Source organism: Halomonas sp. A020 (assembly GCF_027943625.1).
GTDB classification, from domain to species: Bacteria; Pseudomonadota; Gammaproteobacteria; order Pseudomonadales; family Halomonadaceae; genus Vreelandella; species Vreelandella piezotolerans.
On the sequence record NZ_AP022850.1, the window covers coordinates 71189 to 86582 of the forward strand.

At 62.5% G+C, this 15394-nt stretch carries 10 protein-coding genes; 6 read left to right on the forward strand and 4 right to left on the reverse strand.

The annotated features are described in order from the left end of the window. Positions 1–28 precede the first annotated feature (28 nt). The 3 genes from chrA to FRH_RS00390 all read right to left on the reverse strand — a co-directional run bounded on the left by chrA (position 29) and on the right by FRH_RS00390 (position 3387). Entirely contained in the window at positions 29–1225 is a 1197-nt protein-coding gene (gene chrA, locus FRH_RS00380) for a chromate efflux transporter (RefSeq protein ID WP_281998184.1), read from the reverse strand. A gap of 87 nt (positions 1226–1312) precedes the next feature. After that, positions 1313–2998, reverse strand: coding sequence for a dihydroxy-acid dehydratase (gene ilvD, locus FRH_RS00385; RefSeq protein ID WP_281997513.1), 1686 nt, complete (start codon positions 2996–2998; stop codon positions 1313–1315). 95 nt (positions 2999–3093) lie between these two features. Next, positions 3094–3387, reverse strand: a complete 294-nt coding sequence (locus tag FRH_RS00390) for a helix-turn-helix transcriptional regulator (RefSeq protein ID WP_281997514.1) — start codon at positions 3385–3387, stop codon at positions 3094–3096. A gap of 196 nt (positions 3388–3583) precedes the next feature. Here FRH_RS00390 and recC point away from each other — a divergent pair, with 196 nt between their 5' ends. Further along, positions 3584–7147, forward strand: coding sequence for an exodeoxyribonuclease V subunit gamma (gene recC, locus FRH_RS00395; protein WP_281997515.1), 3564 nt, complete (start codon positions 3584–3586; stop codon positions 7145–7147). Between the two features lie 10 nt (positions 7148–7157). Here the strand turns inward: recC and pncB are convergent, their stop codons facing one another. Beyond that, positions 7158–8333 (reverse strand): nicotinate phosphoribosyltransferase, encoded by a 1176-nt coding sequence (gene pncB / locus FRH_RS00400; RefSeq protein ID WP_139526737.1) that lies wholly within the window; start codon positions 8331–8333, stop codon positions 7158–7160. 183 nt (positions 8334–8516) lie between these two features. Between pncB and FRH_RS00405 the strand changes: the two genes are divergently transcribed. From FRH_RS00405 to recD, 5 genes are all read left to right on the forward strand, one after another. Beyond that, complete coding sequence (locus tag FRH_RS00405; RefSeq protein WP_054641497.1) at positions 8517–8825, forward strand: nucleotidyltransferase domain-containing protein; 309 nt, start codon at positions 8517–8519, stop codon at positions 8823–8825. Next, complete coding sequence (locus tag FRH_RS00410) at positions 8822–8950, forward strand: hypothetical protein (RefSeq protein ID WP_281997516.1); 129 nt, start codon at positions 8822–8824, stop codon at positions 8948–8950. The genes FRH_RS00405 and FRH_RS00410 overlap by 4 nt, the downstream gene beginning before the upstream one ends. Next, positions 8932–9357, forward strand: a complete 426-nt coding sequence (locus tag FRH_RS00415; protein ID WP_281997517.1) for a hypothetical protein — start codon at positions 8932–8934, stop codon at positions 9355–9357. Before FRH_RS00410 ends, FRH_RS00415 begins: the two co-directional genes overlap by 19 nt. Positions 9358–9469: 112 nt before the next feature. Then, a complete protein-coding gene (gene recB, locus FRH_RS00420) occupies positions 9470–13144 on the forward strand; it encodes an exodeoxyribonuclease V subunit beta (protein WP_281997518.1) in 3675 nt (1224 codons plus the stop codon). Next, positions 13141–15351, forward strand: a complete 2211-nt coding sequence (gene recD, locus FRH_RS00425) for an exodeoxyribonuclease V subunit alpha (protein WP_281997519.1) — start codon at positions 13141–13143, stop codon at positions 15349–15351. Before recB ends, recD begins: the two co-directional genes overlap by 4 nt. Positions 15352–15394: the final 43 nt, after the last annotated feature.

Genomic DNA, 15394 nt, shown 5'->3' on the forward strand with positions numbered 1-15394 from the left:
ACCCTCTTTGAGTATCTTCCCGCCCCGATTACAGGGGCGGAATCATCACGCCGCCCAGCGCCACCAGAATGACGACGAGCCAAGCAGGCAGCTTCCACACGGAGAGCAGCAGAAAGCCCGTCAATGCCAGCACGAACGCGTAAGGCCCCACGATGGCACTGGTCCACACCGGCTGATAGAGCGCCGCGCCTAAAATCCCCACCACCGCAGCGTTGGCACCGCGCATCAGCGCTTGAGCGCTTTTCCACTGGCGGAACTGATTCCAAAAGGGCAGCACGCCGACCAGCAGCAAAAACCCCGGCACAAAAATCGCCAGCAGAGCTAACAGCGCACCCACCAAACTAGGGATGCCCGGCAGCAGCGCTCCCAAATACGCCGCAAACGTAAACAGCGGCCCCGGCACCGCTTGTGCCGCGCCGTAACCCGCCAAAAACGCATCCGCCGTGACCCAACCCGATTGCACCACTTCCGCTTCCAGCAGCGGCAGCACCACGTGGCCGCCGCCAAATACCAGCGCCCCAGAGCGGTAGAAGGCATCGACCACGTTCAACCAACCGGCGCTTCCAGCTAACAGCGGTAAGAGCACCAACAGAATGGCGAACAGCGCCAACGCTAACGTGCCCGCTCGGCGCGACACCGGGAAGTGCAGCGATTCGCTGGACGCCGATGCCGTGCTGTCGCGGCACAGCAGCAAGCCCGCCGCGCTGCCCAACACGATCGCCGCCACCTGACCCAGCGGCCCGGTGACCACTACCACCGCAAACACCGCCGCCAAGGCAATGCCCGTGCGAGTTTTATCCGGGCAGAGGTTGCGCGCCATGCCCCACACCGCGTGAGCCACGATGGCCACCGCGACGATTTTCAAGCCTTGAATGATGCCGCTGGCCACCGGGCCCTTCAGCACGGCGGCACCCAATGCAAACAGCACCAACACGATGGCCGAGGGCAGTGTAAACGCCAGCCACGCCATCGCGGCTCCCCAGGGGCCAGCACGCATCAACCCTAAGGCAAAGCCCACCTGGCTGCTGGCGGGACCCGGTAAAAACTGGCACAGCGCGACCAAATCGGCGTACGCCTGCTCGCTGAGCCATTGGCGGCGTTCGACGAAGGCCGTGCGAAAATAGCCCAGGTGCGCCACCGGCCCGCCAAACGACGTCAGCCCCAGCGCTAAAAATGCCCAAAAAACCTCGCTAGCGCGTCCTCGAATCTTATTTTCTACCGCCATCATGCCCACCGTTTACTCATTAAAAAGCGCAAAGCGTTGAGGGTACGCCTTGCGCTTGACGACTTAGTGACAGCCTAACCGGACAGGTTACTCTTGGTCGGTGACGGCCCCCGTGCTTGCCGAACTGACCAGCCGCGCGTACTTGGCCAGCACGCCGCGGGTATAGCGAGGCGTAGGCTGCTGCCAGGCCGCGCGGCGGCGCATCATCTCGTCATCGCTGATGTGCACGTCGATGGTATCGGCTTCGGCATCGATGGTAATGGGGTCGCCATCTTCGACCAGCGCCAGCGGGCCGCCGTCGAACGCTTCCGGCGAGACATGCCCCACCACGAACCCGTGGCTGCCGCCCGAGAAGCGGCCATCGGTGATCAGCGCGACGTCGTTACCCAAGCCACGCCCCATGATGGCCGAGGTGGGCGTGAGCATTTCGCGCATGCCGGGGCCGCCCTTCGGGCCTTCGTAGCGGATCACCACCACGTCGCCCGCCACCACGGTGCCATCGTTGATACGCGCCTGGGCTTCCTCTTCCGAGCCAAACACCCGCGCCGAGCCGCTAAAGCGCGTGCCCTCTTTGCCGGTGATTTTCGCCACCGCCCCTTCCGGCGCTAGATTACCGAACAGAATACGCAGGTGGCTTTCGGCTTTGATCGGGTTACCCAGCGGCGCGATGATCTGCTGATCCATCGGGTAGGGCTCGACGTTGGCGAGGTTTTCCGCCAGCGTTTTACCGGTCACGGTCAAGCAGTTGCCGTTGAGCAACCCAGCGTCCAACAGGATTTTCATCAGCGGCTGGATACCGCCGATCGCCACCAGCTCGCTCATCATGTAGTGGCCGCTGGGGCGCAGGTCGGCCAGTACCGGCACGCGCTTACCGATCTCGGTGAAGTCTGCCAGGGTCAGCTCGACGCCGACGGTGCGTGCCATGCCTATCAGGTGCAGCACGGCGTTAGTAGAACCACCCAGGGCAATCACCACGGTCACGGCGTTCTCGAACGCTTCGCGGGTCATGATATCGGAAGGCTTGATGTCTTGAGCCAGCAGCGCCAATACGGCTTCGCCTGCAGCTTTGCAGTCGTCGCGCTTCTCTTGGGAAATCGCGTTCTGCGCCGAGCTGCCCGGCAGGCTCATGCCCAGCGCCTCGATGGCCGAGGCCATGGTGTTGGCGGTGTACATGCCCCCACAGGAGCCAGGGCCGGGAATCGCCGTCTCTTCGATGTTTTTCAGCTCGATCAGGTCGATGTCGCCACGGGAATGGGCGCCCATCGCCTCGAACACCGAGACGATATCGGTGTGGCCCTTGCCGGGCATGATGGTGCCGCCATAAACGAACACGCTGGGGCGGTCGAGCCGTGCCAGCCCCATCACGCAGCCCGGCATGTTCTTATCGCAGCCGCCAATCGCCACCAGGCCATCGAACCCTTCGCAGCCCGCCACGGTTTCGATGGAATCGGCAATCACTTCCCGCGAGACCAGCGAGTACTTCATGCCTTCGGTGCCGTTGGCAATGCCATCAGAAATGGTGATGGTATTGAACACCACGCCTTTGCCGCCTGCGGCATCGGCGCCATCGCGGGCAAGCTCCGCCAACTCACCAATGTGGCTATTGCACGGCGTCACCATGCTCCAGGTGGACGCGATACCTACTTGGGGCTTTTGAAAATCGTCATCGTTGAAGCCCACGGCGCGCAGCATGGCGCGGCTAGCCGCTTTACCGGGGCCATCCACCACCGGGGCAGAGTGGCAGCGGGTACTATGATTGGTCGGCTCGGTCATCACGGACTCCTCTCAATGGCATGGCAAAGGCCACAGCTTGGCGGCGGTAAGCCGATGACGCAAGAAGAGTTCCAATATTGCAACGCGCTGACTGCTTAATGGGTTGGCTGTTTTTGTCGTTCAACATGTACCGTCAGCTCAAAACCGCAGGCGTGTGCATAGCGCTGTAGTGTTTTCCAGCCGGGGTTACTGCTTCCCCGCTCCAAGCGGCTAATGTTACTTTTTTGTGTATCCAAGCGTTTGGCAAGCTCTTCTTGGGTCAAACCGGCACGCTGGCGCATAGAAATCAGTGTGGAGGCCAACACAAACTCCGGTGCCAAACGTTCATACTCCGTCTTCACTTCAGAGTTTTGTAACGCCTGCTCTTTTAGTGCCTTTAAGTTCATCATGACTGCACCTCGCGCTGTCTTGTCCGCGCTAACGTTAACGCTTTTTCTTCTGAATCTAACAACCAAAAGCTATCATTTATGATAACCCAGCGTGCATAAAAGTTCCTACTCCAGATAGACGCGAGTACTCCCAACTTATGGCACCATAGCGTCACCGCACCCCGTAACGCCGATTGCCGTGAAGGAACGCCGCCGTATGCATGCCAATGCCTTGTTCTCCCCCACCTCGCTGACGCCCGGGTTTATGGTGGTGCACGCCAATCGCCTGGAGGATTTACGCGGGCTGGCAGTGGAGTGGATGCGGCTGCACCCGCTGGGGCCGCTAGAGAACGAAACCATTCTGGTGCAGAGCAATGGTATTGGGCAGTGGCTAAAGCTGGCGTTAGCGGAAGACCCTAAGAACGGCGGCGCGGGCATTGCGGCGGCGCTGGACGTCATGCTGCCCGCGCGGTTTTTATGGCAGGCCTACCGCACGGTGCTTACCCACGTTTCCCAACACGCCGATGCCGTGCCGGAAACCTCGCCGTTCGACAAGTCGCGCTTGGTCTGGCGGCTGCTGCGCCTGCTGCCTACGTTGGCCGGGCAACCAGTGTTCGAGCCGCTGGCGCAGTTTCTAGAAACCGACCGCGACCAGCGCAAGCATTACCAGTTGGCCGAGCGGCTGGCGGACCTGTTCGACCAGTACCAGGTGTACCGCGCCGATTGGTTGGACGCCTGGGCCAACGGCCACGATGTGCTGATTACTGCCAAAGGCGAGCACCGCACATTGGAAGAGCATCAGCGCTGGCAGCCTTCGCTGTGGCGTATCCTGCGTGACGATGTGGCCGCCACCCAAGGCGAGGCCGGGCTGAACAGTAGCCGCGCCCAGGTTCATCAGCGCTTCTTGAAAGCCACCGAAAAGTTAGAGGGCCAAGCCTGCCCGCCGGGGCTGCCCCGTCGGCTGATCATTTTCGGTATCTCGTCGCTGCCCCAACAAACCCTGGAAGCCCTGGCAGCGCTCTCCCGCTGCTGCCAGATCGTGCTGTGCGTGCACAACCCCTGCCAGTTCTACTGGGCGGACATCATCGAGCACAAAGACCTGCTGCGCGCCCAGCGCTATCGTCAGCGGCGCAAAACCGGCATGCCCGACACGCTGGACGTACTGGGCACCGGCGATGCCGATGATGCCCTGCACCTGCACGCCCAGCCGCTGCTGGCCGCCTGGGGCAAGCAGGGCCGCGACTACCTCCGCCTACTCGATGAGCACGACGACGCGGGCAACTATCAAACGCTTTTCGAGCAGCAGGCGCTGCGCATCGATATGTTCGAGCCGTTCAGCGGCGAGGAGCGCCACTGCCTGCTCAGCCAACTGCAAGACGATATCCGCGAGCTACGCCCGGTGGCAGAAACCCAAGGCCACTGGCCCGCACTGCCCGAGCACGACGACTCCATCGTGTTCCATATCGCCCACGGCCCCCAGCGGGAAGTGGAGATTCTCCACGACCAGCTGCTGGCCGCCTTCAGCGCCGACCCCGCCCTGCGCCCGCGCGACATCATCGTCATGGTGCCGGATATCGACCGCTACGCGCCGCACATTGAAGCAGTATTTGGCCAGCTGCCCACCGACGACCCGCGGCATATCCCCTACACGCTCTCCGACCAAGCCAGCCGCCACCGCCTGCCGCTAATGATCGCGCTGGAAAAACTGCTGCGGCTGCCAGAGCTGCGCCTGACGGTCAGCGATGTGCTCGACCTGCTGGAAGTGCCCGCCCTGCGCCAGCGCTTCGGGCTAGAAGAGCGCGACATGCCGGTACTGGAGCGCTGGATGGAAGGCGCGGGCATCCGCTGGGGGCTGAACGCCCAGCAGCGCCAACGGCTGGAGCTGCCCGGCGGGCTGAGCCAGAACACCTGGGCCTTCGGCCTGCGCCGCCTGCTGCTGGGGTATACCGTGGGCGACGGCCACGCCTGGCAAGGCATCGAGCCTTTCGATGATATTGGCGGGCTGGAAGCGAGTTTGGCGGGGCCGCTGGCCACGCTGCTGGAGAAGCTCGACGCCACCTGGGAAACCTTCTGCCAGCCCACCGATGCGGCCACCTGGGTCGCGCGGCTGCGGGCGCTGCTTGAAACCTTCTTCCTGACCGATGATGCCCAAGAGAGCATCATGCTCACCAAGCTGGAAAACGGCTTACAGCAGTTGCTGGAAAGCAGCCAGGAAGCCGAACTCGACGACCCGCTGCCGCTCTCCATGGTGCGGGAGCACTGGCTAGCGCAGATCGATGAGCACAGCCTTTCCAAGCGCTTTTTGGCCGGGGCGGTCAACTTCGCCACGCTGATGCCCATGCGCGCCATTCCCTTCAAGCGCGTGTGCCTGCTGGGCATGAACGACGGCGATTACCCCCGCTCCCAGCCGCCGCTGGATTTCGACCTGATGGGCAGCGACTACCGCCCCGGCGACCGCTCCCGCCGGGAAGACGACCGCTACCTGTTTCTCGAAGCGCTGCTCTCCGCCCGCGACCAGCTCTACGTGAGTTGGGTTGGCCGCAGCCAGATCGACAACACGCCGCTTGCACCCTCGGTGCTGGTGGGCCAACTGCGCGACCATTTGGAAGCTGGCTGGCAAACGGAAAACGGCGCGCCGCTGTTGGAAAGCCTCACCACCGAGCACCCGCTGCAGCCGTTCAGTCGCGCCTACTTCACCCCCTCCACAAGCCGACTGTTCACCTATGCCCACGAATGGCGGGAAGTACACTCCCCGCGCACGCCCACCGCCGCGAGCCGCACGCTGCCGCCGCCAGAAAACGCCCCCACCACGCTTTCCCTTGGGCAACTGGGCGGCTTTCTGCGCGAGCCGGTGCGCAGCTTCTTTAATACCCGCCTGGGCGTCTATTTCGAGCAGGAGGCGATTGCCGAGCTGGACGCCGAGCCCTTCGCCCTGGATGGCCTGCAAAATTGGCAGCTCCAAGACCAACTGATTGCCGCCCAGCGCCAGGCGGTGGATCACGGCCAGCCGCGTATCGAGGCATTGCACGAGGCGCTAGAGCGCTTTCAAGGCCAAGGCGTACTGGCCATGGGCGCGTTCGGCGAACGCATGCGCGATGCCCTTGCCGACCCCATGGAGGAATTGTTCAACGCCTACGAAGAGGCGCTAGACGCATGGCCGCATCTCCTGCCCGACAGCCTGATCCACTTCGAGGCCCACGGCCTAACGCTGGAAGAGCCTTTGGGCGAGCTGCGCCAGGATGAGGAAGGCCAGCGCTGCCGCCTGCTGCTGCTCAGCAGCAGCCTGATTAGCCAGGGCAGCGGGCGCGGCCAATACCGCTGGAGCCACCTGCTGCGCCCCTGGGTCGCCCACTTGGCAGGCAACCTCAACGGCCCGATGACCACCCGGCTACTTTCCAAAGCCGGACACGTCACGCTGGAGCCGATGGATGCCGAGACCGCACGCCAGCACCTAGAAACCCAGCTCGCCGCGTGGCAATCGGGCCTAGAAACCCCGCTGCCGCTATCCCCACAGGCCGGTTTTGCCTGGCTGGCCAAGCAAGGCACGCCGGACATGGCACAAGAGAAAGGACGAGAGAGCGACGCCTACGCCGCCGCCGAAGCCGCCTATGAAGGCGGCTACAAAGTGACCGGGGAAGTAGCGCAAAGCGCCTATCTAGGCCACCAATGGCCCCGATTCGAGCGGCTGTTTTTCGAGCAGGCCAACGGACATACTTTTGCCACACTGACCGAATCACTTTACGCACCGCTCTTTTTCGCTGTTAAGGGCAAAAAGGAGTAAAGCCACACGGCTAGGAACGGCCCATGCTGAGGACTTTCTTCGCCAACGCAATCATCTCCGGGTCGCCGGTGTGCTTGGTAGGCACATCGGAGAGCTTCACCACCGGCAGCCAGCCCTGCCCTTCGGGGCGGGCCTCGACCATCTTGATCACCATGTTCATAGGGGCCACGCCAATATCGTTGGTGAAGTTGGTGCCGATGCCGAAGGCCATACCAATTCGCCCCTGGCAGAAGGAACGAATGCGCTCCACTTTTTCAGGCGTCAGGGCATCGGAGAAGATGATGGTTTTGCTCAATGGGTTGATGCCCAAGCGCTGATAGTGGGCCATGGTGGCATCGGCGAACTCGATGGGGTCGCCGCTATCGTGGCGAACGCCGTCGAACAGCTTGGCGAACTTCTTATCGAAGCTCTCGAAAAAAGCACGGGTGGTAAAGGTATCGGTCAGCGCGATGCCCAAATCGCCCCGGTAGACATCCACCCAGTGCTCCAGCGCCAAGCTATTGGCCATTTTGAAACCAAAACGAGCGCCGTGGAACATGAACCACTCGTGAGCGTGGGTGCCGATGGGTTTTACCCCATGGCGCATCGCCAGCAGTACATTGCTGGTGCCACTAAACGCCTCACCGCCGTAATAGCGCAGCGCCTGCACGACCCGGTCGTGTACCGCAAACGAGAAGCGCCGCCGAGTGCCGAACTCGGCAATCTTCAGCCCGTGCTGGCGATACAGCTCGATCTTCTCGCGGGTGCGCTGCTCGATGAGCGCTTCATCCTCTTTGGTCACCGCCACGCCGCGCAGCTGGTACCAAAGCTCGCTAATCACCGCCATCAGCGGCACTTCCCATAAGATGGTGCGGTACCACGGGCCTTCGATCACCACCGACAGCTCGCTGCCCTGCTGCTCGATCGTGACCTCACTGGGGTCGTAACGAAAGCCCGCGAGAAAATCGAGATAGGTGGGATCTAAATAGGGGCAGGTGGTTTGCAGGTAGCGCTTCTCTTCATCCGACAAGCGCAGCGTCGCCATGCGATCCACTTCACCGCGCAGCGCCTCACCAAAGCCCTCGGGAAACGCATGCTCACCGCGATTGATGAACGCGTAACGGGCATGGGCATAGGGGAAGCGTTTGATCACGGCATTCTGCATCGTGATCTTGTAAAAATCGTTATCCAGAAGCGAGGTCAGCATGAGATCCCTTCACCAGCATCAACAGATCGCCAAGAGCGGCTAGCCCATTAGATTACCAGTTGGCGACGATACCTCACAGCCTAACCCCTGTTTACTGTGGCTAGCAGGTGGGCGAACGGCTATCTGCTATCGTGAGTAGAGTGCTACCATTTAAACACCGGTTTATCACTAGGAGCGGACTCCATGCGTCTTTCGCAATCACAGCGCGAGCTTATTCTGTCAGGCGTCCGTGAGTTTGTAGGGCCTTCGGTGGCAGTGCATGTTTTCGGCTCGCGGCTAGATGATAGTAAGCGCGGCGGCGATGTCGATCTGCTGCTTATATCCCCCAACGCCATCCCGCTACTCGCCTGTGCTGAGTTCAAGATGGCGCTAGAACAACGCCTCCAGCTACCGCTTGATATCGTGACCTACGTAACAACAGCTGAACCTACTCCGTTTCAAGCCATTGCACTCGCCCAGTCACGGCCAATGACGCTTGAGGTAGCCGCATGAGCCAGGATGTACTTAGCGAACAGCAGCGCTATCTGGCGCAACTGCTTGAAGCCATTCAGCGCTGCGCTTGGTTTCTTCATCAATCACGCAAAAAGTCACATGGCCTTTGGACGGTGATTGGTTAGCCGACCATAAAAAAGATGTCGACCTTTTTGAAACACTGGCCGCTATCAATGAGCGGTTTGCCAAGCTACAGGACTCTATTGCTTCTGCTATGCGGCACAGCGCCCTGTTGGCAGGTGAGTCTACTGACAGCTTTCTCAAAGTCCTTTCGCTGTTCGAAAAGCAGGGCGTCGTGGACGCTACCAGTGACTGGCAGCGCTGCCGCGCTATTCGCAATATTGCCGCTCATGATTACTCGACGCACTATGCACAAATAGCAGAGCACTTTAACTTGCTGAACGAACTTGCCGACGTTCTCCTTGTGACCTCAAAAAGACTAGTGACATGGAGTGCTGAACAATTGGGCATTTTTCCTGCCACCCAAGACTTCTCTGACGAATTCGACACCGTCTTTCAACCCCGTCTCTAACGCTGCTTTGCTCTTTTGCCCAGCTCTTGGCAACGCGATATAGTGCCGGTGCCTTGGGTCAGCCACCCAAGGCGCTTTGCTTTTCGCCTGCCGTGATGTTCGGAGAATGAGAATGAGCCAGCCCGCCCCGCTGAACCCGCTGACGCTGCCGCTTCACGGCAGCCGTTTGATCGAAGCCAGCGCGGGCACGGGGAAAACCTTCACCATCGCGCTGCTCTACGTGCGCCTGGTGCTGGGCGGGCAGCACAGTGACGACGACACCGCCTTTGTACGCCCGCTCACCCCGCCGGAAATTCTGGTGGTCACGTTCACCAACGCCGCCACCCAGGAGCTGCGCGAACGTATCCGCCACCGGCTAGTGGAAGCGGCGGCGGTGTTTCGGCATCAGGGTGAAGACTCACTTCTGCTCGCGCTGCGCAGCCAATACCCCGAGGCCACGTGGCCCGCCTGTGCCCGCCGCTTAGAGCTGGCTGCTGAGTGGATGGACGAAGCCGCCGTTTCCACTATTCATAGCTGGTGCTACCGCATGCTGCGCGAGCACGCCTTCGATAGCGGCAGCCTGTTCTCGCTCAATTTGGAAAACGACCAGCAAGAGCTGGAGCAAGAGGTAGTGCGCGACTACTGGCGCACCTTCTACTACCCGCTGGACGCCGAGGCGCTGGGCAGCATTACCAGCTACTGGAAGTCGCCGGACCAGCTCCACGGGCAGGTGCGCAAACTGTTGGCCGAAAGCGAGGCCCTAGGCAGCCCGCGCCCCGCGCCAGAGCAAACCCTAAGCGCCGCCCAAGCCGAGCGCAGCGCACGCCTAGCCGAGCTAAAAGCCCCCTGGCCTGCGTGGCTGAATGACCTAGTGCCCGCACTGGAAGACGCCGCCAAACGCAAAGCCTTCAAAGGCCAGAGCTTCAACGCCAAAAGCCGCGCCAACTGGCTAAGCTCGCTGCGGGAGTGGTGCGACAGCGACGCCACCCGCCCCGCACTCACCCCCGCCGCCTGGAAACGCCTCACCCCAGAGGGCATGGCAGAAATATGGAAAGAGGGCGCGCCCCCTTGCCCCGCCGCCTGGGAAGCACTGGCCGAACTTCCCGCCGCCCTGAACACCCTGCCCGAGCCACGCAACGACCTGCTGATTCACGCCGTGCAGTGGTGCAAGGTGCGTCTGGAGCGGGAGCAAGAGCGCCGCGCCGAAATGGGCCCCAACGACTTGCTCACCCACCTGGACCGCGCACTGCAAGGCCCCAACAAAGAGGCGCTGGCCGCGCAGATACTGCGCCAGTTCCCCGTGGCGCTGATCGACGAATTCCAAGACACCGACCCCATCCAATACCGCATCTTCAACGCGGTGTACGGGGTCGCCAACCCCCGCCGAGACGCTGCCATGCTGCTGATCGGCGACCCCAAGCAGGCCATTTACGCCTTTCGCGGCGCGGATATCTTCACCTACCTCAAAGCCCGCGAAGACACCGCAGGCCGCCACGTGACGCTGGGCACCAACTTCCGCTCTAGCCGCGCCATGGTCGAGGCGGTGAACCACTGCTTCCGCTACGCCGATGAACACCCGGCAGGGGCCTTCCTGTTCCGCGAAGAAGGCGGCAACAACCCGCTGCCCTTTCTGCCGGTAGAGGCCAAAGGCCGCAGTGAGCAGCTCATTCACCAAGGCCAGCCGCTGCCCGCGATGACGCTCTGGCCGCTGGCCGCCGACGAGCCGCTCGCCAAAACCGCCTACCAAACCGAGATGGCCGAACGCTGCGCCTCGTATATGGCGGAACTGCTCAGCGCAGGCCAGCAAGGCAAGAGCGGCTTTCAAACCGACGATACGCTCATCCCGCTCAAGCCTTCCGATATGGCGGTACTGGTGAACGGCCTGCAGGAAGCCCGCGCCATTCGCCAAGCGCTGGCCAGCCGTGGAGTGAAGAGCGTGTATCTCTCTGACCACGATAAGGTATTTAGCTCGCCCATGGCCGCCCAGGTAGAGCGCTGGCTGCGCGCCTGCGCCGAACCGCTGGCCAGCTCCCGCCAAGCCGAAGCGCACCTGCGCGCCGCGCTGGCCACGCCGGTGCTGGGGCTAAGCCTGGCGGAGCTGGACCACCTGCAACAAAACGAGCTGGCCTGGGAAGAGCGGGTAGAGCAGTTCAGCCACTACCACCGCCTATGGCAGCGCCAGGGCGTGCTGCCGCTGGTGCGCCGCATGATGGTGGATTTTGATATTCCCGCCCGCCTGCTGGCGGAGTTTGAAGAGGGTGAGCGCTTGCTCACCGACCTGCTGCACCTGGGCGAACTGCTGCAACAGGCCAGCGCCGAACTGGACGGCGAACACGCGCTGATTCGCTTTCTGTTTGACGCCATCGCCGACCCGGAAAGCCACGGCGACAGCCACAAACTGCGCCTGGAGAGCGACGAGGATTTGGTCAAGGTGGTCACCATCCACAAATCCAAAGGGCTGGAGTACCCGCTGGTGTTCCTGCCCTTCATCGCCAACCACCGCCCGGTTAAAGCCGAAGACGTACCGCTGCGCTGGCACGATGGCGAAGGCAACCTGCAGCTCAGCTTAGAAGCGGATGACGCGATACTCGCCACCGCCGACCGCGAACGGCTGGGGGAAGACCTGCGCAAACTCTACGTCGCGCTTACCCGCGCCCGCCACGCCACCTGGCTGGGGCTAGCCCCGCTGAAAGGCCTGGAGAACAGCGCGCTGGGCTACCTGCTAAAAGGCGGCAATGCCCTTTCACCGGAGGCGCTCAATAAAGCGCTTGGTGAGCTGGTGGAAGGCAGCGAGATACAGGTTCACCAACCGCCCGCGCCCACCACAGAGCGCGTGGCACAAGTGGCGCAAAGCAGTGAGCTGGGCCACGCCCGCACGCCCACGCGACCCGCCAAAGAGCACTGGTGGATTGCCAGTTACTCCGCGCTGCGGCTTTCCGGCACGCTTATCGCCCCGGTGTTGCCACCGCTGGAACCGACCACCGCCCAGGAAGCCACCGCGTTTGAAGTGCTGGATGAACCTCGGGATCTATCTCAACCGGAAGCGTATCACCTGCACAAATTCCCCCGTGGCCCCGGCCCCGGCACCTTTCTGCACGGGCTGCTGGAGTGGGCGGGCAAGCAAGGCTTCGACACCGCCGCCAACAATATGGACGCCCTCAACGACATGCTGTGGAGGCGGGTGCAGCTACGCGGCTGGCAGGCATGGCAAGAACCGCTGGCGGGCTGGCTAAGCACCCTGCTCACCACGCCGCTACCGCTGGCCGCGCCCACCCCGCAAAGCGTGGCGCTGAATGATTTAGAAAGCTACCAAGTAGAGCTAGAGTTCTGGTTTGCCGCCAAGCGGGTGAACACCCAAGCCATTGATACGCTGGTGAGCAAACACTTACTGCCAGGGGTAGAGCGCCCAGCGCTGGATGCCGACACTCTGAACGGCATGCTGAAAGGCTTCATTGACTTGGCCTTCGAGCACCAGGGGCGCTTTTACGTGCTGGACTGGAAATCGAACTACCTAGGCCCCAACGACAGCGCCTACGAACTCGAGGCCCTGCGCCACGCGTTGCTGGCCAAACGCTACGACCTGCAGGCCGCGCTCTACTTACTCGCCATGCACCGGCTTTTAAAAGCGCGCCTGCCGGATTACGACCCGCACCAGCATTTGGGCGGTTCGATGACGGTATTTCTGCGCGGCAGCCGCAGCCCTGGGCGCGGCGTGGTGGGCGAACCCGCCCCGGTTGAACTCATCGAAGCCCTGGATAGCCTGTTTGCAGGCGAGCCACACGCCACCCAGCAGGAGGCCACGGCATGAGCCGCCAGCACGATAGCCACACCTTCGATATGTTCGGCGAAGCCGCCAGCGCCCACCCGGCACTCAGCAGCACCCCGGAACTGCTGGCCCTGTGCGAACGCTGGGTAGCGCGCGGCTGGCTGCGGGATTTAGACCGCGCCCTGGTGCGCTTTCTCGCCAGTGAAACCCCGGATGCCCCCACGCTGCTGCTACTGGCGGCAGCACTTGCCAGCCACCAGCTAGGCCGCGGCCACGTATGCCTGGATATTAACGCCACGCTCAACGCGCCAGATTTCGCCCTTTCGCTGCCGCCCGAAGGCGACGACCTCACCGACCCGCCGCCGCTGCCCAGCGACGTGCTGGCAACACTTACGCTCAGCGAATGGCAAGCCGCCCTGCACAACCCGCTGCTCACCAGCGAAGGCCCCGGCAACACACCGCTGGTAGTAGTAACCACTCACTCAGCCAGCGGCACGCCCAGCACCCGGCTCTACCTGCGCCGCTACTGGCAGTACGAGCAAAGCCTGCACCAACACATCGCCGCTCGCTTAGAAACAACGAGTGACGCCAGCGCCTCGGGGTTACTCCCCCAAGCGCTCAACATCCTATTCAAGCAACGCAACGGGCTGGACTGGCAAAAAACCGCCTGCGCCCTGGCTGTCCGCAGCCGCTTCGGCATCATTACCGGCGGCCCCGGCACCGGCAAAACCACCACCGTGGTGCGCCTGCTCGCCCTGCTGCAAACCCTGCAACTGGCCCAGCACCCTAGCCAGCCGCTGCGAATCCGCCTAGCCGCCCCCACCGGCAAAGCCGCCGCCCGCTTGAACGAATCTATTGCGGGGCAGGTGGATGCGTTACCGCTCGCTGAATTGGCAACGCTACTCAGTGAACACTCACCTGCGGCGGCAGCCAGCGAGATCGCGATTCCCACGGACGTGACCACCCTGCACCGCCTACTCGGCGCACGCCCCGACACCCGCCACTTCCGCCACAGCGCCGCCAACCCGCTGGCGCTGGATGTGCTGGTGATCGACGAAGCCTCGATGGTGGATATCGAAATGATGGCCGCCACCCTCAGCGCCCTGCCCGCCCACGCCCAGTGCATTCTGCTGGGGGATAAAGACCAGCTCGCCTCGGTAGAGGCCGGTTCGGTACTGGGCGACCTATGCCACCGCGCGGAAGCCGCCCACTACACCCCGGCCACCGCCGAATGGCTGGCCCAGGCCACCGGGCGACCGCTGCCAGCGGAGTTCATCGACCCCGCTGGCCAACCGCTGGACCAGGCCATTACCATGCTGCGGGTCAGCCACCGCTTCAATGAACACAGCGGCATCGGCCAGCTGGCGAAAGCCATTAACCAGCCGGGCCATACGCAAAGCGAACGGGAAAAACAGCAGGCAGTAAGCGCCGTGCTGCGCCACGGCTACCCGGATATTCACCACCTAGTGATGAGTGACGACGCCGCGCTGGATAAGCTGGTGATTCACGGCAGCCCCAGCGGCTTTGCGGGCAACGGCGAAGGCCGCACCGACCACCAAGGCCAGCCCATCGCCCCGCCCACTGGCTACCGCCACTATTTAAACGTGCTGCACGCCCAGCGCCCACGGGGGGAGTCGTTCGAGGAAAACCAAACCGCTTTTGACGCCTGGGCCAGCGAGGTAATCAGCGCCTACAGCCACTTCCAACTGCTGTGCGCGCTGCGCAAAGGCCCCTGGGGGGTAGAAGGCTTAAACCAGCGCATTGCCAGCACATTGCGCCGCGAAAAGCTGCTGTACGGCAGCGACTACACGCTAGAGAAAGGCTGGTACGAAGGCCGCCCGGTACTGGTCACCCAAAACGACTACGGCCTAAAGCTGATGAACGGCGATATCGGCATTACCCTGGCCGTGCCCGACCCGCGCAATCCGCAGCAGAAGCTATTGAGAGTCGCCTTTCCTTCATCAAGTGCCGCCAGCGACACCGACAAACCCATCCACTGGGTGCTGCCTTCCCGCCTGCACGCTGTGGAAACCGTGTTTGCGATGACGGTTCACAAATCCCAAGGCTCGGAGTTCTTGCACACCGCCCTACTGCTACCGCCCACCCTTAACCCCATTCTGACCCGCGAGCTGGTATATACCGGCATCACCCGCGCCCGCGAATGGCTCACGGTGGTGGAAGCCAAACGCGGGGTGTTGAATGAGGCGGTGGTGAGGGAGGTGGTTAGGGTTAGTGGGGTGGGGGGTTAATTGAAATCGACATCACTAATTATAGTGGGATCAGGTTTCGGCC